This window comes from Bartonella sp. WD16.2 (assembly GCF_002022505.1).
Taxonomy (GTDB): domain Bacteria; phylum Pseudomonadota; class Alphaproteobacteria; order Rhizobiales; family Rhizobiaceae; genus Bartonella.
In genome coordinates this window covers 40672-60760 of the sequence record NZ_CP019781.1, presented here as the reverse complement: position 1 = coordinate 60760, position 20089 = coordinate 40672, and the positions used below count along the sequence as shown (strand labels likewise).

General features: G+C 36.7%; 16 protein-coding genes, 1 other RNA gene and 2 pseudogenes. 10 read left to right on the top strand and 9 right to left on the bottom strand.

Going from position 1 to position 20089, the window contains the following annotated elements:
- Window positions 1-16: 16 nt before the first annotated feature.
- The 5 genes from pstB to gshB form a co-directional block, all read right to left on the bottom strand.
- Window positions 17-775 (bottom strand): phosphate ABC transporter ATP-binding protein PstB, encoded by a 759-nt coding sequence (gene pstB / locus BWD162_RS00275; RefSeq protein WP_078704938.1) that lies wholly within the window; start codon window positions 773-775, stop codon window positions 17-19.
- 41 nt (window positions 776-816) lie between these two features.
- On the bottom strand, window positions 817-2109 hold the full coding sequence (pstA, locus tag BWD162_RS00270) for a phosphate ABC transporter permease PstA (RefSeq protein WP_078704937.1): 1293 nt from the start codon (window positions 2107-2109) through the stop codon (window positions 817-819).
- Window positions 2106-3563 carry a phosphate ABC transporter permease subunit PstC gene (gene pstC, locus BWD162_RS00265; protein ID WP_078704936.1) on the bottom strand — a complete coding sequence of 486 codons (1458 nt, stop codon included), beginning with the start codon at window positions 3561-3563 and terminating at the stop codon, window positions 2106-2108. Before pstC ends, pstA begins: the two co-directional genes overlap by 4 nt.
- Window positions 3564-3625: 62 nt before the next feature.
- Window positions 3626-4672 (bottom strand): PstS family phosphate ABC transporter substrate-binding protein, encoded by a 1047-nt coding sequence (locus BWD162_RS00260; RefSeq protein WP_078704935.1) that lies wholly within the window; start codon window positions 4670-4672, stop codon window positions 3626-3628.
- Window positions 4673-4750: 78 nt separating this feature from the next.
- Complete coding sequence (gene gshB, locus BWD162_RS00255; RefSeq protein ID WP_078704934.1) at window positions 4751-5689, bottom strand: glutathione synthase; 939 nt, start codon at window positions 5687-5689, stop codon at window positions 4751-4753.
- Between the two features lie 87 nt (window positions 5690-5776).
- Here gshB and BWD162_RS00250 point away from each other — a divergent pair, with 87 nt between their 5' ends.
- Window positions 5777-6565 carry a molybdopterin-synthase adenylyltransferase MoeB gene (locus tag BWD162_RS00250; protein ID WP_078704933.1) on the top strand — a complete coding sequence of 263 codons (789 nt, stop codon included), beginning with the start codon at window positions 5777-5779 and terminating at the stop codon, window positions 6563-6565.
- On the opposite strand, the pseudogene BWD162_RS00245 reads toward BWD162_RS00250, so the two are convergent.
- From BWD162_RS00245 to BWD162_RS00230, 4 genes and pseudogenes are all read right to left on the bottom strand, one after another.
- Window positions 6511-8119 (bottom strand): annotated as a pseudogene (locus BWD162_RS00245) (ABC transporter ATP-binding protein). The gene BWD162_RS00250 and the pseudogene BWD162_RS00245 sit on opposite strands and share 55 nt — an antisense overlap.
- Window positions 8116-9258, bottom strand: a complete 1143-nt coding sequence (locus BWD162_RS00240; protein WP_078704932.1) for an ABC transporter permease — start codon at window positions 9256-9258, stop codon at window positions 8116-8118. The pseudogene BWD162_RS00245 and the gene BWD162_RS00240 overlap by 4 nt, the downstream one beginning before the upstream one ends.
- Complete coding sequence (locus BWD162_RS00235; protein ID WP_078704931.1) at window positions 9258-10379, bottom strand: microcin C ABC transporter permease YejB; 1122 nt, start codon at window positions 10377-10379, stop codon at window positions 9258-9260. Before BWD162_RS00235 ends, BWD162_RS00240 begins: the two co-directional genes overlap by 1 nt.
- Before the next feature lie 132 nt (window positions 10380-10511).
- Window positions 10512-11072: a c-type cytochrome gene (locus BWD162_RS00230; RefSeq protein WP_078704930.1), complete on the bottom strand. Its 561-nt coding sequence runs from the start codon at window positions 11070-11072 to the stop codon at window positions 10512-10514.
- 102 nt (window positions 11073-11174) lie between these two features.
- Between BWD162_RS00230 and BWD162_RS00225 the strand changes: the two genes are divergently transcribed.
- The 9 genes and pseudogenes from BWD162_RS00225 to miaB all read left to right on the top strand — a co-directional run bounded on the left by BWD162_RS00225 (window position 11175) and on the right by miaB (window position 19996).
- Window positions 11175-11906: a 3-deoxy-manno-octulosonate cytidylyltransferase gene (locus BWD162_RS00225; protein WP_078704929.1), complete on the top strand. Its 732-nt coding sequence runs from the start codon at window positions 11175-11177 to the stop codon at window positions 11904-11906.
- A gap of 809 nt (window positions 11907-12715) precedes the next feature.
- An RNA gene (gene ffs / locus BWD162_RS00215) (signal recognition particle sRNA small type) lies at window positions 12716-12813 on the top strand.
- Window positions 12814-13036: 223 nt separating this feature from the next.
- A pseudogene (locus tag BWD162_RS00210) lies at window positions 13037-14962 on the top strand (DNA polymerase III subunit gamma/tau).
- Between the two features lie 14 nt (window positions 14963-14976).
- Window positions 14977-15300: a YbaB/EbfC family nucleoid-associated protein gene (locus BWD162_RS00205; protein ID WP_078704927.1), complete on the top strand. Its 324-nt coding sequence runs from the start codon at window positions 14977-14979 to the stop codon at window positions 15298-15300.
- A gap of 36 nt (window positions 15301-15336) precedes the next feature.
- The gene (gene recR, locus BWD162_RS00200; protein WP_078704926.1) at window positions 15337-15942 is read left to right on the top strand and encodes a recombination mediator RecR; all 606 of its coding nucleotides are present in this window, start codon (window positions 15337-15339) and stop codon (window positions 15940-15942) included.
- A 64-nt stretch (window positions 15943-16006) separates the two neighbouring features.
- A complete protein-coding gene (locus BWD162_RS00195) occupies window positions 16007-17035 on the top strand; it encodes a YeiH family protein (RefSeq protein ID WP_078704925.1) in 1029 nt (342 codons plus the stop codon).
- Between the two features lie 376 nt (window positions 17036-17411).
- Entirely contained in the window at window positions 17412-18104 is a 693-nt protein-coding gene (gene tsaB, locus BWD162_RS00190; RefSeq protein WP_078704924.1) for a tRNA (adenosine(37)-N6)-threonylcarbamoyltransferase complex dimerization subunit type 1 TsaB, read from the top strand.
- Window positions 18097-18588, top strand: coding sequence for a ribosomal protein S18-alanine N-acetyltransferase (rimI, locus tag BWD162_RS00185; RefSeq protein ID WP_078704923.1), 492 nt, complete (start codon window positions 18097-18099; stop codon window positions 18586-18588). Before tsaB ends, rimI begins: the two co-directional genes overlap by 8 nt.
- A 31-nt stretch (window positions 18589-18619) precedes the next feature.
- Window positions 18620-19996: a tRNA (N6-isopentenyl adenosine(37)-C2)-methylthiotransferase MiaB gene (gene miaB / locus BWD162_RS00180; protein ID WP_078704922.1), complete on the top strand. Its 1377-nt coding sequence runs from the start codon at window positions 18620-18622 to the stop codon at window positions 19994-19996.
- The last annotated feature ends 93 nt before the right edge of the window (window positions 19997-20089 follow it).

The following is a 20089-nucleotide window of genomic DNA, read 5'->3' as shown; positions in this document are numbered from 1 at the left end:
ATACTCCTAAATTAACTTACCCAAAACGCCCTGTAATATAGTCTTGCGTACGTTGTTCCTTTGGCGAAGTAAATATCACTTCAGTTTCATCAACTTCCACTAAATGCCCCAAATGAAACATGGCCGTGTATTGAGAAACACGTGCAGCTTGTTGCATTGAATGTGTTACAATGACGATTGTGTAATTTTGTCGTAACGAATCGATAAGTTCTTCAATACGTGCCGTCGCAATCGGATCAAGAGCTGAACATGGTTCATCCATTAAGATAACTTCAGGATTCACAGCAATAGCACGCGCAATACACAAACGTTGTTGCTGTCCTCCTGATAAACTTGTTCCTGGCCCATGGAGACGATCTTTAACTTCGTCGAATAATCCTGCTTGCATCAAACTTTTTTCAACCACATCATGCAATTCAGTACGTGATTTTACTAAACCATGAATACGTGGCCCATAAGCAATATTGTCAAAAATAGATTTCGGAAAAGGATTAGGCTTTTGAAAAACCATCCCCACACGTGCTCGTAATTCGACAACATCAATCCGCGAATCATAAATATCTTCTTCATCTAAGGTAATCAAACCTGTTACTCTAGCACCTTCAATCGTATCATTCATACGATTAAAACAACGTAAAAAAGTTGACTTTCCACAGCCTGAAGGGCCGATTAACGCAGTAACTTGATGCTTAGGGATATCAAGAGTAATACCATGGAGTGCTTCTTTATCTCCATAAAAAACCTTAACATTTTGACCCCGCATTTTGACCTTCATTGTAGACCTAACCTTATCTTAACGTACATATTTTACTGAAGTTACAAACGTCGTTCAAATCGTCGACGCAAAAGAACAGCTGAAATATTCATGACAGCAAGAAAAACCATCAATACAATAATGGCACCTGACGTTTTTTCAACAAAAGCACGTTCTGCTTCACCCGCCCACATAAAAATTTGCACAGGCAAAGCAGTTGCTGGATCCATTGGTGTAGTAGGAATATTCGCAACAAAAGCAACCATTCCAATCAAAAGTAAAGGAGCAGTTTCACCCAATGCTTGCGCCAAACCAATAATCGTGCCAGTCAGAATACCGGGAACTGCTAAAGGAACAACATGATGAAAAACCATTTGCGTCTTTGATGCACCTAATCCTAAAGCTGCTGTACGAATAGACAGTGGAACAGCTCGCAAAGCAGAGCGTGTAGCGATAATAATCGTTGGTAATGTCATAAGAGTTAAAACAAGCCCACCAACAAAAGACGCAGAACGTGGCATTCCTAAAAAATTAATAAAAACAGAAAGCCCTAAAAGACCAAAAATAATCGAAGGAATAGCAGCAAGGTTATTGATATTAATCTCTATAAAATCTGTAAACGTATTTTTGCATGCATATTCTTCAAGATAAAGAGCCGTTGCTACCCCTATAGGCAACGCAACTGCTAAAACAATAAACATCATATAAAAAGAGCCAACTATTGCAACACCTAATCCTGAAGTTTCAGGACGGCTTGAAGCACCAAATGTAAAAAAACCGCGATTAAATGTTTTATAAAGTACATTGTCATCAATTAAACGTCTAATCCATTCTACCTGTCGATTAGAAACTTTGCGCTTTTCTTCTACTACTTGCAAATTAATCTGTCCTTTACAAACTAAATCAACATCTGCTGCCGCTAAAATTTTAATTTTCTGCGTTGTACCAATCAAGTTTGGATTTTTTACTACCATATCACGTAACTGCACACGAACATTACCCGAAAACATACGGTTAATATCGCGCATAGCTGCCCGATCATTGTAATCCACTCCAAGCTTTGTAGCCAAAGCATTACGTACAAGAAGTGGATAATTTGCAGTTATTAATACCTTTGGATTAGTTTCACGCTTACCATTCGGATCAATCACCTTTTCATCCAAATAAATTGATAATATCATTTCACTATGAAAAAAGGCTGTATAGCCTTGACTGAGAATAGACCATAAAAGAATAACTAAAAAAAATAAACTAATAAAAATAGCAACAAGGCCATAAGCACGAAAACGACGTTCAGCCCAATAACGACGCCTCAAACCAATATTACGACGATATGAGACAAAATCTCCATTCATTCATATCGCTCCCGATATTTACGCACTATATAAAGAGCAAAAATATTCATCAAAAGAGTCAAAATAAAAAGAGTCATTCCCAAAGCAAAAGCTACAAGAGTTTGCGGTGAGTTAAACTCAAAATCACCCGTTAATTGATTAACAATTTTAACCGTTATCGTAGTCATTGCCTCAAATGGACTAAAAGTCAAATTAGCTGCAACGCCTGCTGCTAACACAACAATCATTGTCTCCCCAATTGCCCTGGACGCTGTTAATACAAGTGCCCCCACAATCCCAGGAAGTGCCGCTGGTATGATGACTTTTTTAATGGTCTCAGATTGCGTTGCTCCCAAACCATAAGAACCTTCGCGCAAAGAACGAGGAACAGCAGTAATAATATCATCTGACAAAGATGAAACAAAAGGAATCAACATAATTCCCATAACCAAACCAGCAGTCAAAACGCTATGAGCCATAATAAAACCAGCCCCACCAGAAAGAGAAATAGAAAGATCGCGCAAAAAAGGTCCAACAACCATTAAAGCAAAAAAACCATAAACAATAGTGGGTATACCAGCAAGAACCTCCAATAATGGCTTTACAATTGACCGCAATCGACTTGAAGCGTATTCGGACATATAAAGAGCAGAAAACAACCCAATAGGAACAGCAAAAAGCATTGCTACAAACCCAATATAAAGCGTTCCAGCCAACAGCGGTATGAAACCAAATTGCCCTATCTCACCCCCTAAACCATTGGCTGAAAAACGAGGATCCCAAATTGTTCCCCAAAAAAAGCTTAGAAATGGTACGGATTGAAAAAAACTTACCGTTTGGAATAATATGGAAATTACAATGCCAATCGTTGTTACAACTGTAATCGCAGATGCACAAACTAACCCAATAATAATAAAACGCTCAACCTTATTGCGTGCACGCTGTTGTGGAGAAACATGTATAATCCCAAAAATAAAACCACAAAGTGCGATTATAAAACATAAACCAGAACCAATAAATTGTAGTTTCTTAGAAGAAAAATACCATGATCGTGCTACCTTCAACGCATAACCTGGTGCCTCCATAAGCAAACCAAATTTTTTCGGCAATTGCTCCTGTATATCTGCGTAAGAAATTGTCATCAAATCCCCCTCAAAATGATGAATAATTTTAACCAAATCACGAATTATTTCTAAAATAATGTCATGATTTTCTATTCCTATCCCATGTATTATAGACATCTTAACTGCCTGCGAAGCGCTATATTCCAAATAAACTGCACTTCCAACATTCCAAAAAACTAAAAAAATAAAAGCTGGGATAACAGTCAGCAACAATGTCCACCAACCGTAATAATACGGGCGAGAGTGCATCTTGAATCTCATACATTCAAGAAAACGAGCTCGCACATAAGAAATACAAAAGCCGACAAAACCAAAAATCAATAAGAGAAAAATAACAAAAGAAATGAGCATCTTGTCTTTCAATTTTTATAAAAAAGCAGCACAGAAGAATCCTATATCATTATTTTAGAAAATTATTTTAAAGTTATCACTGTACCAGCATAAAAAGAAGCACGCTGCATTTGCCGTTCTTCTTCAGAAGCAGCAACTAAACCATAATCCGCTAATGGTCCATCTGGACCAATCATTTGATCGGAAAGAAAAAAGTCAACATATTCCCACAAACCTGAAACAATACTGAAATGTGCTTTTTTAACATAGAAGAAAAGTGGACGCGAAAGTGAATATTCACCATTAGAAATTGTTTTACTATTTGGAGAAACACCATTAATATGCGCAACCTTAAGTTTGTCAGCATTATTCTCATAAAAAGACAAACTCAAAACACCAACACCTGTTTTATTGGACATAAGGTGAGCAAATGTTTCAGAATAATCACCATCAATATCAATGGCCTTCCCATCCTTACGTACAGCAATACAAGCAGCATTAATCTCCTTCTCATTCATTCCCAAAGCTTCCATTGCTTCAACTGCCCCACTAGCCTTACAGCCTGCGGCTAATAATTTTTCTTCAAAAACTTCACGTGTTCCATGTTTTTCACCAGGAATATAAACTGTAATTGCCCAATCAGGAAGAGTGCTATTGACTGTATTCCACTTTGTAACTTTATTTAATTGTAATTTCCCATCAACCACAACTTGAGCAGCTAATGCCCTATATACATCTACAGAGTGTAATTCCCAGTCAGGTCCACTGATATTTGTTGCAAAAACAATGCCATCATACCCAATGCGCATTTCCTCAACATCTTTCACACCAGCATCAAAACAGGACTGTAATTCACTTGATTTCATTGGCCGTGAAGTATTAACAATATCGATCGCCTTATCTCCAATACCACGGCAAAACTCTTTAATACCAGCACCTGAACCACCAGACTCGATAACGGGAATTTTAAAATTAGGATAAATTTCTCCAAATACCTCAGAAACGATTTTTTCATAAGGTAAAACTGTTGATGAACCCGTAATCTTAATTTGATCACGAGCATTACCAATATCAACTAGCAATGCAGTAATGCACATCAGTCCCACTCCAACTGATAACAACTTACTCATTCATACACTCCCTACAATCCGAATTCTAGTTTACATTTGCAGAATCACAAAATAAATTTAGCAATCTTGTTAAATAAATTAACTTGAACGCTTACGTTCAATAATGTCCCAAAAAAGAGAAGCGATATCCGCACCACCAAAGCGTTTAATTTCCCGAATTCCAGTGGGAGATGTAACATTGATCTCTGTTATATAGTCTCCAATTATATCAATTCCCACAAAAAGAAAACCTCGTTTTTGCAAAGTAGAACCAATGCATGCGCAAATCTCATAATCACGTTCAGTCAAACCAATACTTTCTGCTCGACCTCCAACATGCATATTAGAACGAGCGTCCATTTCCGCGGGAATACGATTAATTGCCCCCACAGGTGTACCATCAAGCAAAATAACCCGCTTATCCCCTTTTCGAACGATATCCAAATAACGCTGAATAATAAAAGGTTCACGATAATTGTGTTTAAACATTTCCACAAGTGATGTTAGATTGCGATCATCCTGTTTCAAATGAAAAACACCCGCGCCCCCACTGCCATAGAGTGGTTTAATAATAACGTCACCAATCTTATTTCTAAATGTTTTTATCTCTTCAATGTCTTTTGTAATTAATGTTTCTGGCATCAAATCAGAAAATTCAGTGACAAAAATCTTTTCTGGACTATTACGTACCCATGTTGGATCATTTACGACAAGCGTTTTAGGGTGAATGCGCTCTAACAAATAAGTTGTGGTGATATAATGCATATCAAAAGGTGGATCTTGACGTAAAAGAACTACATCCATATCCATCAACGGCGTATACGCAGACTCTCCCAATTTATAATGACTCCCCTCTTCGTCATATACGATTAATGGCTCTAACCGTGCAATCACGCAATCACCACGCATAGATAAACAATCGGGTGTATAATGAAAAAGAGAGTGTCCACGTTCTTGCGCTGCTAAAGCAAGCGCAAATGTAGTATCTCCTTGAATTTGGAGCGTTGAAATATGATCCATCTGAATAGCAATTTTCATAAATAAAACCTCCTATCACTAAAAACAGACTGGTTAATGAGCCATAAATTTATTAAATCATAAAAAAACTATGACAAGAGAAAATCTATGAGACAAGAAGGTGATAAAAAGTTAAGCAAAGAAGAAATCGAACGTTACGCACGTCATATTGTTTTACCCGAAATTGGTGGTGCGGGACAGCAAAAGCTTAAAACTGCTCGTGTTCTTGTCATAGGTGCAGGTGGTCTTGGCTCCCCTGTTCTTACTTATCTTGCTGCAGCAGGTGTTGGAACGCTTGGAATTGTTGATGATGATATTGTTTCACTTTCCAATTTACAACGCCAAATCATTCATAACACAAATACAATTAATCAATGCAAAACCATTAGCGCTGAAGCCACTATAAAAGCGATAAACCCTCATGTTATAGTTGAAAAACATAGTCTACATTTAGATGAAAGTAATGTGGATAAACTACTCAATGCTTACCATATTATTATCGATGGAAGCGATAATTTTGCAACACGTTATTTACTTGCTGACCACGCTGCTCAATGTGCTAAACCTTTAATAAGTGGCGCTATAAACCGATTTAATGGCTCACTGACAGTATTGATGCCTTATAAAGACAACAATCCCCACTATCGCGATTTGTTTCCTAACCCACCTGCAACTGGCGTCATACCTACATGTTCTGAAGTCGGAATTATCAGTGCTTTACCTGGAGTTATCGGGACATTACAAGCAATGGAAGCTATTAAACTAATCACAAATATTGGTGAACCTTTAGTCGGAAAAATCCTTCTCTATAATGGATTGTCAGCACAATTTGATGTGATTATTTATAAACGGCCAGATTCTAATGCAAATGCTGCAGCCATTAAAGTTTGCGTATAAGAATTTTGGGGACAAGAAAAAATACGGTCAGCACAATCATATTCAACTACTTTCCCTTTATGCATTACGAGTACTTCATGAGCAAGCGCTTTAACGACTTTTAAATCATGACTAATGAATAAATAACCTAAATGATATTTTTTTGTAAACGATGTAAAAGATCAACAATTTGTGCTTGCATACTCATATCAAGAGCAGATGTTGGTTCATCAAGCATAATAAAGCGAGGCTTAAGAATAATTGCACGTGCAAAAGCAATTCGCTGTCTTTGTCCACCGGAAAACTCATGGGGATAACGATGACGCACAGAAGGATCAAGATCAACCTCATGCAATGCTTCAATTACGCGATCATTGCGTTCACAATCAGAAAGATATGGTTCATGAATCGATAACCCTTCAGTGATAATTTCACTCACAGACATACGTGGTGAAAGCGAACCAAAAGGATCTTGAAAAACAATTTGAATATGGCGGCGTAAAGAACGCATCTGATTGAAAGTAAAATTGCCAATATCAACACCATCAAAGTAAATCTGACCTTTGGAAGAAATCATTCGTGTCAGTGCAAGCCCCAATGTTGTTTTTCCTGAACCTGATTCACCAACCACACCAAGTGTCTGACCGGTACGAATTGTAATATCAACATCTTGAACAGCTTTTACATAATCAACTGTTCGCCGCAATAAACCTTTTTTAATTGGAAACCAAACATGTATTTTCTTACCTTGCATCAAAACGGGCGCATTATCATTAGCCTGTAGGGGATAACCTTGAAACTCTGCCGCTAATAATTTCTTTGTATAGGAATGTTGGGGATTGTTAAAAATTTCATTCGTGGCACCATTTTCAATAATTTTTCCCTCTTTCATAACATAAACGCGCTCTGCAACACGACGCACAATAGCCAAATCGTGGGTAATTAAAAGCATTGACATATTACAGCTTTTTTTAAACTGCACTAGGAGCTCAAGAATTTGCGCTTGAACTGTCACATCAAGTGCAGTTGTTGGTTCATCGGCAATCAATAATTGTGGCTTATTTGCAAGCGCCATTGCAATCATCACGCGCTGCCGTTGACCACCCGATAATTGATGTGGGAAAGAGCCCAAACGTTTTTCCGGTTCATCAATTCCCATTTGAGTCAACAAATCAATAATACGTGTGCGTAATAATTTACCAGATATGTTTGAATGTATTTTAAGAACTTCACCTATTTGCTGTTCCACAGTATGCAAAGGATTAAGAGAAATCATTGGTTCCTGAAAAATCATAGCAATATCTTTGCCACGAACTTTACGCAAATCTTCTTCTTTTTGCTTCATTAAATCTTGGTTATTAAAAAGAACTTCGCCTGATTGATAAAGTGTTTTTACAAAAGGTAAAAGTTGCAAAATAGACAGTGCTGTTACCGACTTTCCAGAACCAGACTCCCCTACTAGAGCAACTATCTCTCCCTTTCCAATATCGAAAGAAATTTGGTCAACAACACATTTTTTTCTTCCATTTGGCAAAATGCGACAGACAAATTACGTACTGAAAGCATCTTTGTCATTGTAGTGTCTTTCGTGGATCAAAAGCATCCCGCACTGCCTCACCAATAAAAGCCAACAAAGCCAACAAAGTAGCAATAACAACAAAACCTGTAATGCCAATCCAAGGAGCGTTTAAGTTAGAAGTAGCCTGCCGCATTACCTCACCCAAAGAAGGATAACCAGGCGGAAGACCAAACCCTAAATAGTCAAGTGATGTCAGTAAAGAAATACCTGATGTTAATAAAAATGGCATATAAGTTAAGGAAGCAACCATAGCATTTGGTAGTAAATGACGTATTATAATAATGCGATTAGGTACCCCTAAAGCGCGTGCAGCAGTAATGTAGGTAAAATTGCGCGCACGTAAAAATTCTGCACGCACAACACCGACCAACGCCACCCACTGAAAAAGAAGCATAACCCCTAATAATACCCAAAAACCCTGCGCCAAAACAGCAGCCATAATAATAATTAAATAAAGCGATGGTACAGAAGACCATATTTCAATCAAACGTTGAAAAATTAAATCAACCCAACCACCAAAATACCCCTGAACTGCCCCTGCTATAACACCAATAATAGTTGAAATAGCTGTCAAAAGAATACTAAAAATTATCGATAATCGAAAGCCATATAAAACCCGTGCAAAAACATCACGTGTCAGATCATCTGTCCCAAGCCAATTCCATCGACTTATCGTGCATTCTGGATCAGCGCTTCCTCGTGTATAATTGATACAACGCTCTTCTTTACTTTGAAGCCAAAAAGGAGGTGATAATGCTACAGTTTTATTACCCATTACTGTATTATAGGAATAACGAACTAGCGGCCACACTGCCCAACCATGTTTTGTGATTTCATTTTGAATTAAAGAATCTCGAAAGTCCGCTACAGCTAAGTTCCCACCAAACTTTTCATCGGAATAATCAAAAAAAATAGGAAAAAGTAACTCTCCCTTATAAGAAGCAATAATAGGGCGATCATTGGCAATAAATTCTGCTGAAAAAGAACAAAAACATAAAAATAAAAAGAGCCACAATGACCACCAACCACGACGATTTCGTTTAAAATTATGCCAACGACGCGCATTCAATGGAGAAAGAAAAGATCGTTTTTGTAACTTGGAGTCACAGAATTGATCATATTTTATTTTTTCCATTATAAATCTTTTCTATCAAAATCAATACGTGGATCAACCACCATATAAATGATATCAGAAATGAGACTCACAACAAGACCAATCAGCGAAAAAATATAAAGACAAGCAAATACAACAGCATAATCACGATTAACAATAGATGTATAACTTAAAAGCCCCATACCGTTTAATGAATACAGCATTTCAATCAATAAAGATCCACTAAAAAATGAACCCATAAAAACTGCAGGAAAACTAGCAATTATAATCAATATCGCATTGCGAAAAACATGACCGTAAAGAATTGAGCGTTCACTTAAACCTTTCGCACGAGCTGTAATGACGTATTGTTGGCGAATTTCTTCCAGAAAACAATTTTTCGTTAATAAGGTTGTTGTAGCAAAAGAAGAAATAACCATCGCTGTTAATGGTAAAATCAAATGGTATAGATAATCTAATATTTTGCCCCCAAGGGATAATTTATCAAAATTATCCGAAGTCAAATGACCTAATGGGAACCAGTCAAAAAAAGATCCCCCAGCAAAAAAAACCATTAAAAAAATTCCAAAGAGAAAATTAGGAATTGCATAGCCAATAACAATAATAGCACTCGTCCATACATCAAAAGCAGACCCCTCTTTAAGAGCTTTACGGATTCCTAACGGTATGGAAATAGCATAAGAAATCAGCAAGTTCCAAAAACCAAAAGAAAGAGAAACAGGTAGAGCACTCTTAATCAGCTCAATAACTGAACGCCCTTGTATATAAGACTCCCCAAAATCAAAACGTATATAATTGCCAAGCATCGTTAAATAACGTTCCAAAGGTGGCTTATCAAAACCAAATTGCCGTTCAAGTTTGGCTATAAATTCCGGATCCAACCCTTGTGCACCACGGTATTTAGAACTCCCATAAGAAGATAAGTCAGCACGCGCACCATCAAAAACACTATCAGAAGAAAGGCTAAGATCGCTACCACCAGCCACCCGTCCTACAGCATCACCACCCATTCCTTGTAATTGAGCAATAATATTCTCAATAGGTCCACCCGGCGTAAACTGTACAATGATAAATGTTACCGTCAAAATACCAATCAGTGTCGGTATAATTAGTAAGAGACGCCATAGAATATAGACCACCATTTTTTATTTTACCTTCTGACCAAATCACTTAAAATAATACATTGATCACAACTCTTCTGATAGCTCGATAAAACCCAAATCACAAATAAAACTCACTACACACAGTGCTAAAGTTAGAACTTCTGACACAAATTAATTTTGTTTAGTATCTTCATTATCCAGTGGTAAAGGAATGGGGTGATCAGATAGACTACGTAAATAGAGTAAAAGATCAGCACGATCTTGATCATTTTTTATCCCACGAAACGACATAGTTGTCCCTGGAAATGTTTTACGAGGTGATTGAAGATAGCGATCTAAAGTGAAAAAATCCCATTTTTTATTAGAATTTTCACGTAGCACTCTTGAATAAGTAAAATCTTTTGCATCCGCAAAAGGGCGATTTACTATCTCCCAAAGTGTCGGGCCAAGAACACGGTTAGAATTATCACGCCCAGAAGTGTGACATAGAGCACACTGACGAAAAATTTTACGCCCATTTTCAAGATTACCTTGTTGAAGACGCTCATTTAACGATAGATAATTGTGAGATAAATCCTGCTTTTCTTTAAACTCATCATTATCTGCAGTATAAGAATGTTGAACCGATGCAAAGTAATCATAAATTACACCACTAAAAATGAAAATCCCCCCTGCAATAATTAGCAAAAATAGAGAAGCACAAATAAAATAGGCAAATCTAAATCGTTTCATTAAAATTCAAACGTTCATATTTTCATTATTTTCAGTTTAAGATTTTTCCTTATAATATATCATTATAAATATATCAAATATACAACATTTGGAACTCTAGTGATGGCTTTTGAATCACTCATTCTTATTCCCGCTCGCATGGGTTCATCTCGTCTTCCAGGAAAACCTCTTGCTGAAATTGCTGGAAAGCCTATGATTATTCATGTAGCTGAACAGGCAAAAAAAGCTGCATTAGGACGTATCATTGTTGCAACGGATCATAATACCATCGCTCAAGCTGTTACAGCTTATGGACACGAATGCATCATAACACGTACCGATCATCAATCGGGATCTGATCGCATTTATGAAGCTTTAACCATTATTGATCCTGAGCGACACTACAATACCATTATAAATGTACAAGGTGACTTACCAACAATAACCGCCCACGAAATTATTAGTGCCTTACGGCCTTTAGAAAATGATTTAACTGATATTGCAACCTTGGGCGCTAAACTTGTTGAAGAAGATGAAAAAACAAATCCCAATGTAGTCAAAATTATTGGCACACCACTTTCTCAAAATCGTTTGCGTGCTCTTTATTTTACCCGTGCAACTGCACCTTACGGAAACGGCCCTTTTTACCATCATATTGGATTATATGCTTATCGACGTGAAGTACTTGAACGATTTGTAACTCTTGCACCATCTACACTCGAACAACGTGAAAAGCTTGAACAATTACGCGCATTAGAAAATAATATGCGTATCGATGTAGAAATAATTGATACGATTCCCTTAAGTGTTGACACACAGTATGACCTTGATAAAGTACGCAAAATTTTAATGTGAAAAAATCAACTCTTTGCAACCATATCAATACTCTTGTGTAATGCTGTAAAATTATCACCAATACTAGCCAGTAGGTTTATGATTTTTCACATTGCCGCATAAAAAAGATATTATTTTCAAAAACGTCCAATCCCTAAGTATAAGCTTCTTTTTATGGAAATAGTGTAGTTTTTAAATACCACAAGTAAAAGGAGTATAAAGATAGACTGCATTATAGAAGATCACGCTTGGTGGTACAGCATTTATAAGAGCTCCAAACATGTAGAACTTACCCAGAGTCATTTGGAAAAATGCTTCTTCAAAATTGGTTTTTAAAACATTCGCAACCCAGTTTGAGTAATTTTGTACCCATATATATCTAATGAAATTCGAATATTGTATTAGATTTTCCAACATTTTGGATAACCAAACTTTTTCAAAAGTAAAATCAATTTTCACATTAATTAGCGGTGTTCACTTTTATGGTCAAACCGCCCGGTGAATTATAAGCCATATTGCGAACAAATACAAAAATAAGAGAAAACTTTGATCAGGAATTACCTATAACAAAGCCAATATCTTATCTACTTCAAACAAAAATATAGACTGTCTCTGTCATAAAAGTTGACAAATTTCTTGCATATTCAGCAACCCGCCGTACAAAAAATAAAATAATTCAAAAACCGTAAATCACAAAGTGTTAAAGAAAAACCCAAAATATTTCTTATGCTAAACATTAATAAAATTCAAAAGGAAGCTTTTTAGTTATTCTTTCTATGTTTTTTGTTTCAAAGCTTGATTTTCCGTTTTAAATCGACAATATAAAATTGGGAGGTTGGTGATGGACGAACTACTCGCCAACCGGGTCAGGTCTGGAAAGAAGCAGCCCTAACGAGCTTTGGTACGGGTCATCGTACCGACCTTCCACTTTTATTAATGGAATCACGCCTTTGTTATTTTACAAGTTTTCGTGATAGGATAAGTACTCTACATCTAAAAAACAAAGAAATCTTGAGCATTTTAAACAAATGATTTTATTTCTTTAAAATAAATTGATTGAGAAAAAATCCTTTTATAGTAGAGTATATTTTTAATCTGTGTTTTCATGTCATTGTAATATATTTACAAGAGCTTTAAAATTGGAATCATTGATGGAAAATCTGCCTGCAGTAACGACTTATCGTGTTCTCGCTCGCAAATATCGACCTCAGAATTTCTCTGACCTTATTGGTCAAGAAGCAATGGTACGCACCCTTACTAACGCCTTTGAGACAGGGCGTATTGCACAAGCGTGGATGTTAACAGGAATTCGCGGAGTAGGAAAAACCACAACAGCACGTATTTTAGCGCGCGCGCTCAACTACAAAACAAAAGACATTGACCAACCCACTATCGCACTTAATACACTTGGTGAACACTGTACACAAATTATTGAAGGCCGCCATATCGACGTTATAGAAATGGATGCAGCTTCGCACACTGGTATTGACGATATTCGTGAAATTATTGAACAAATACGTTACCGCCCTGTTTCTGCGCGTTATAAAATTTACATTATTGACGAAATTCATATGCTTTCAACACAAGCATTTAATGGCCTATTAAAAACGCTTGAAGAACCACCCCCACATATAAAATTTATTTTTGCAACAACAGAAATTCGTAAAGTCCCTATTACAATTCTTTCACGCTGCCAGCGTTTTGATTTACGGCGTATTGAATCAGCAGTTTTAGTAGAACACTTACGTAAAATTGCTAAACATGAAAAATTAAAGTAGAAGATCAAGCTTTATCTCTAATCGTTCGTGCTGCAGAAGGGTCTGCACGCGATGCTTTGTCTATTTTTGATCAAGCTATTGCTTATAGCAATGGTAAAGTCAGTACTGTTTCAGTACGCACAATGTTAGGACTAGCTGATCAAGCGCGTATTATTGATCTGTTTGAATTTGTTATGAAAGGAAATATTGTCAGTGCATTGAGCGAATTACGTAGCCAGTATGACGCAGGTGCTGACCCTTTTATGATATTAACAGAATTATCTGACTTCAACCATTTGGTCACACGGTTGCGTTTGACACCAGAAATAGCTGGAGATCTCTTCTTAACAGAAGAGGAACGTTTACGAGGTTTAGACTTTTCACAAAAACTTTCTATTCCCGTTCTTTCCAGAAACTGGCAAATTCTGCTCAAAGGCTTACAAGAAGTCAATAAAGCTGCACGCCCTATTCAAGCTGCTGAAATGATATTGATTCGTCTTACCCATACTGCTGACCTGCCAACTCTTGATGAAGCTTTGAAAAAGCTCACACAAGAAAAAAATCTCTTACAATTACCGAAAATAATCCCCATCAAGAAACCAACAATGTAAATCATACCGTAAAAGCCGATGATGCGCATATTCATTCTTTCTCACAAATTTCCAACTCACAGCAAAACCAACATAATTTTAAAACAGCTTTAGCTAATCAACTCAACCTTTCTGTTCAACCAATAGAATCATTAAGAATTCAAACTCCTAAAAATACAAACTCTTTTGAAATACAAGAAAGTCTTGATAATATCCAAACTACCGAATCTTCTAACAATGTCGTTCACTTACCGTACGCTTCTTCTCCACCAGAAACGGAAACGACAGAACAAAAGTCCCTAAATATAAATTCTCTACATGATATCGTTAATTTAGCTGAACAACACTGCGAAACACATTTCAAATTACTTGTCAAAGAATTTATTCATCCTGTTTCTTTTGAACCAGAGCATATAACATTAAGACTTGCTGAAAATGCTCCTCGTTCATTAGCCCGTGATATAAAAAAATGTTATATCAATGGACTAAAAAACATTGGACAATAACTTTTGTCACTGAAGGGGGAGGACCAACTTTACAAGAAGAAAGTGTAGCCACTCAAAAGGCTCTTTTTTCTGATGTGGAAACAGATCCTGATATCGCAACAATTCTCAATCATTTCCCAGGAGCAAAAATTGTCGATATTCGTCTGAATAAACAAGAAAATGATCTTGATTTAACTCCTCATATCTTCGAAAATGAAAATAATGATCATACAAATGATGAATAAGGAAACTAATTGCTATGCGTGATATGATGGGCATGATGAAAAAAGCCAAAGAAATGCAAGAGAAAATGCAGCAAATGCAAGATGATTTGGCTAATTTGCATATAACAGGTACAGCCGGCGGCGGGCTCGTCAGCATCACCTTAAATGGTAAAAATACTATATCAGCAATCAAAATTGACCCGTCATTAATCAATCCTGAAGAGATTGAAATACTTGAAGATCTCATTATGGCAGCTCATAATGAAGCCAAAGCAAAAATTGAAACGGCTATAGCAGAAAAAACACAAAGTATAACAGCAGGTTTACCGATTCCACCAGGTTTCAAGCTTCCGTTTTAATAAAGTGGCTTTAATTTAATCTTTTGGAATAATAGTATGTCTCAACATATTGCAGGCCCTGAAATTGAGCGCCTCATTCAACTTTTAGCGCGAATACCAGGCCTTGGACCACGTTCAGCACGTCGTGCTGCCCTTCATCTTATTAAGAAAAAAGAAATACTATTGGAACCATTAGGAGCTGCAATACAAGAAGCTGTAAACAAAGTAAGCATTTGTTCTGTTTGTGGCAATGTAGATACAACTGATCCTTGTTTGATTTGTACAGATCCTCGTCGTGATAATACAACGATTATCGTTGTTGAAGATATTTCTGATCTTTGGGCTCTTGAACGAGCCGGAATTTTACCAGCGCACTACCATGTACTAGGTGGACGGCTATCCCCATTGGATGGAATAGGTCCAGATGAACTCAACATCACTTCTTTAATAAACCGCGTTATCAATGACTCAATTACAGAAGTTATTCTAGCTGTTAATGCAACTGTTGAAGGGCAAACAACAGCACATTATATCACCGATCAACTCTCTAATTTTTCAGTTAAAATTACCCGACTTGCCCATGGAGTACCTGTCGGTGGTGAACTAGATTATCTCGATGATGGAACTTTAGCTGCAGCTTTACGGGCGAGAACCAATCTTTAAAATATATCCTTTTTACTTTTATCTTTTTATTTCTACCATTACATTTTAAGGGAAAAATACCAAAATGTTAAATAAGAAATTACCTTTTTTCATCAATTTTGGTCCCGGCATTTTAATATGCATACTCGTATCAGCTTTAGCTTATAGTTTAGAAATCATAGAAAAACAGCTTTTTACAGAACCGTGGTTTGAAAGTCTTGTTTTGGCGATTTTATTAGGATCTATTATTCGTAGTTGTTTTATTCTCCCAAAATATTTGCAAAAAGGTATAACCTTTTGCTCAAAAACACTTCTCGAAATTGCTATTGTACTCCTAGGTGCAAACATTAGCATTCATACTGTTTTTTCAGCCGGTTGGAATTTACTTGTCGGCATCTTATTCGTCATATTCATAACCATTCTTATCAGTTTTGCCATTGGGCGTCTTTTGGGGCTTTCTTCACATTTAGCAATGCTCATTGCATGTGGTAATGCTATTTGTGGTAACTCAGCTATTGTAGCAACTGCCTCTACTATTAAAGCTAAAAACACAGATGTAGCCGCATCCATTGCTTTTACTGCTCTTTTAGGGGTTATTGTTATTTTTACCTTGCCCTTTCTGCAACCACTTTTGAATTTATCATTTAATCAATATGGTGTTCTTGCGGGCATGACTGTTTATGCTGTACCACAGGTTTTTGCAGCAACAGCACCCATATCCTTTGTAAGTGTTCAAATTGCAACAATTGTAAAATTAGTACGAGTTTTAATGCTAGGTCCTCTTATTTTTATCCTATCAATCATCTATCGCCAACCAGGACAAACACACTTACGCTTACATACTCTTATTCCATGGTTTATCATTGGTTTTATTATGATGATGCTTATACGCTCAGCTAAACTGATCCCTACAATAGCTTTCAACCTTATTAATTTTACTGCTCAAATATTCACTGTTATTTCAATGGCAGCAGTAGGATTGGATGTTGATATTCGTTCATTAAAAAAAGCAGGATGGAGTGTTATTTCTACTTCAACCTTCTCTATATTCATCCTCGCTATTCTTAGTTTTCTTATGATAAGACTCATTAATCTCAATCATATAATATTTTAAAAATTGACCAATATTTACAAATTATCGCACATTTCAAATTGATAGCCGCCTTCTATAAACCCTAAAATTGGAACAATCTTAGATCTTCTATACTGTCCATGTTTTTTCTGATGTCACATATAAACTTTAAGGTTTTCTTCCTATTACCTCTCTTTACAGAGCTGCAATATTTTTAGTGATACCCTTGCGTGCACTTCTGCCATGCTATATTAAAAAACATATTAAACACTAGTCTAGTCTGATAAAATATTCCCAAAAAGGTAATGTTTATTAATATTGCAATTGTTTTCAAACATTGCAAAATATACAAAATAAAAATACTCAAAAAGCTATAATTAACTCTTTATCTGTTGTTATATCCAGTTAAAATGCGTTCATGTTTATTCTTGCCATAGACACTGCCTCAATTTATTGCGCTGTTGCACTTACCCATCATCAAGCTGTTATTGCGCGTATCAGCGAACGCATTTTCAAAGGCCACGCTGAAAAGCTCATTGGTCAGATTGCACAAATAACTAATCAAACCGGCATCACACTTGATCAAATGAATCGGATTGCCATTAATATCGGGCCTGGATCGTTTACAGGTGTACGTACAGGTGTTTCGACTGCAAGAGCTTTAGCATTAGCACTAGAAATACCGGCCATTGGGGTGAACACACTTGAAGCATTAGCAAAACAAGCGTACAATAAAAATACTATGTCAACAATCACTGCTATCATTGAAGCTGGTAGAGGAATGTTCTATTATCAGAGTTTTAACAAAGACCTTACAGCTTTATATGCGCCTGGCTTACAAACACTTGAAAACATCGTCGCAGATTTACCACAACAAACAATATTAACTGGCCCAGCTGCCGATATTATTGCTGCGCACATCAAAAACAATAAGATAAACACCGCAACTATATCAGATCTTATCTCATGTGAAGCAGCTGACGTTTTAACTTATGCTCACCTTGCGGCAAACAAACAGCCACAAGCTGCACCTCCTCGTCCACTTTATTTACGCGATGCCGATGCAAAACAACACGCTAGTTTTGTCTTACCACGAAAAAATAATGGCTAAACTTTCATTGACAAAAAAGCATTTTGAAATTGCATTACTACAAACTGATGATAGCGCTCCTCTTCATCAAATTCACAAAAATTGTTTTATTCCGGCTTGGGAAGAACAAACATTTGATACCTTTTTAAAAGATCATTCTATTTTCGGTTACAAAGTCTACCTTATTAATCAGCCCAATCAAATTTTAGGGTTTTGTCTATGCCGTCTTATTCTTGATGAAGCAGAAATTATTACGATTGCTGTTCGACCTCATTACCAAAGGCAAGGAATTGGTTCTTTGCTCGTCGATAGTATACTTTGTTATCTTCAACATGCACATGCCACAAAACTATTTTTAGAAGTTGAAGAAACTAATCTTTCTGCCTTAGCCCTTTATCAGCATTTTGAATTCAAAAAGATTGCCAAACGTCTTGCTTACTATCAATCACCAAATGTCCACAAAAATGCAATCATCATGCAAAAAACTTTTAAGCAAACAGATTGAGATTTGTGCAAAAAGCGTTTAGGAATGCATCATGAAGCAGTCGCATCTTAAGAATACACTTTCTATTTCTCCCCAAAAGGTTTTTATCAAAACCTATGGATGTCAAATGAATACTTATGACAGCCAACGAATGAACGATAATCTTAGTGCCGAAGGTTATGTAACCACACAAACACCAAATGATGCCGACCTTATTCTTGTTAACACTTGCCATATTCGTGAAAAAGCAGCAGAAAAACTTTATTCTGATCTTGGTCGCTTGCGGATGATACGTCAAAAACGTGCACCTGATAAACCTTTAATAATCGGTGTAACGGGCTGTGTTGCACAAGCCGAAGGAGATGAAATCTTGCGTCGTGCACCAACAGTAGATCTCGTTGTTGGGCCGCAAATGTATCATCGCTTGCCAGAGTTGTTAAAACAGGCCAAACAAGGAAAAAAAGTCGTTGAAACGAACTATGCTGTTGAAGATAAATTTACTCATTTACCACCTCATAATAAACATGCTGTGCAAAAACGAGGTGTTAGTGCATTTTTAACAATACAGGAAGGATGTGACAAATTTTGCACCTTTTGTGTTGTTCCTTATACACGGGGTGCTGAAACATCACGACCTGTTGAACAAATTACTCATGAAGCCATCCAACTCATTGAAGCTGGTGTCAAAGAAATTACGCTTTTGGGACAAAATGTAAATGGCTGGCATGGACAAAGTGCTAATGGCAAAACTTGGCGCCTTGGTGACCTTCTCTATCATCTTGCTAAACTTGATGGTTTAAAGCGCTTGCGTTATACAACCAGCCATCCACGTGATATGGATGATAGCCTTATTGCTGCACATCGCGATCTTGATATGCTTATGCCTTATCTGCACCTTCCTGTCCAATCTGGTTCAGATCGTATCTTAAAAGCAATGAATCGCCAGCACAAAAGTATCCATTATCTTCGACTCATTGAAAAAATTCGTACCGCACGACCAGATATTGCTTTTTCAGGCGATTTTATTGTGGGATTTCCAGGTGAAACTGATGAAGATTTTGAAGAAACCATTAAACTCATTAAACAAGTAGGTTACAGTTCAGCTTATTCTTTTAAATATTCCCCTCGTCCTGGAACGCCTGGTGCAACAATGAAAAACCATGTCGATGAAACTGTGAAAAATTCTCGTCTTCAACGTTTACAAGCACTTCTTCTTGATCAGCAACATACATTTTTACGTTCTAAAATTGGTCAAACAACCAATATCCTTATCGAAAAATCCGGTCGCCATCTTGGGCAAATGGTAGGTCGCTCTCCTTGGCTGTTACCTGTTGTCGTAGATATACAAGTCTCTACAGGTACTATTATGGAGATTTATATTAAAAATGCGAGCTCAAATAGTTTCGTCGGAGAAAAAGTGAATATTTAAAAATACTCCTAAAGCTTTGTTCAAAGTATTAACTCAAAAAACTCTTTTATTTTTAAAGAAAAAAATTATATCTTGAATGTACCATACTTAAAC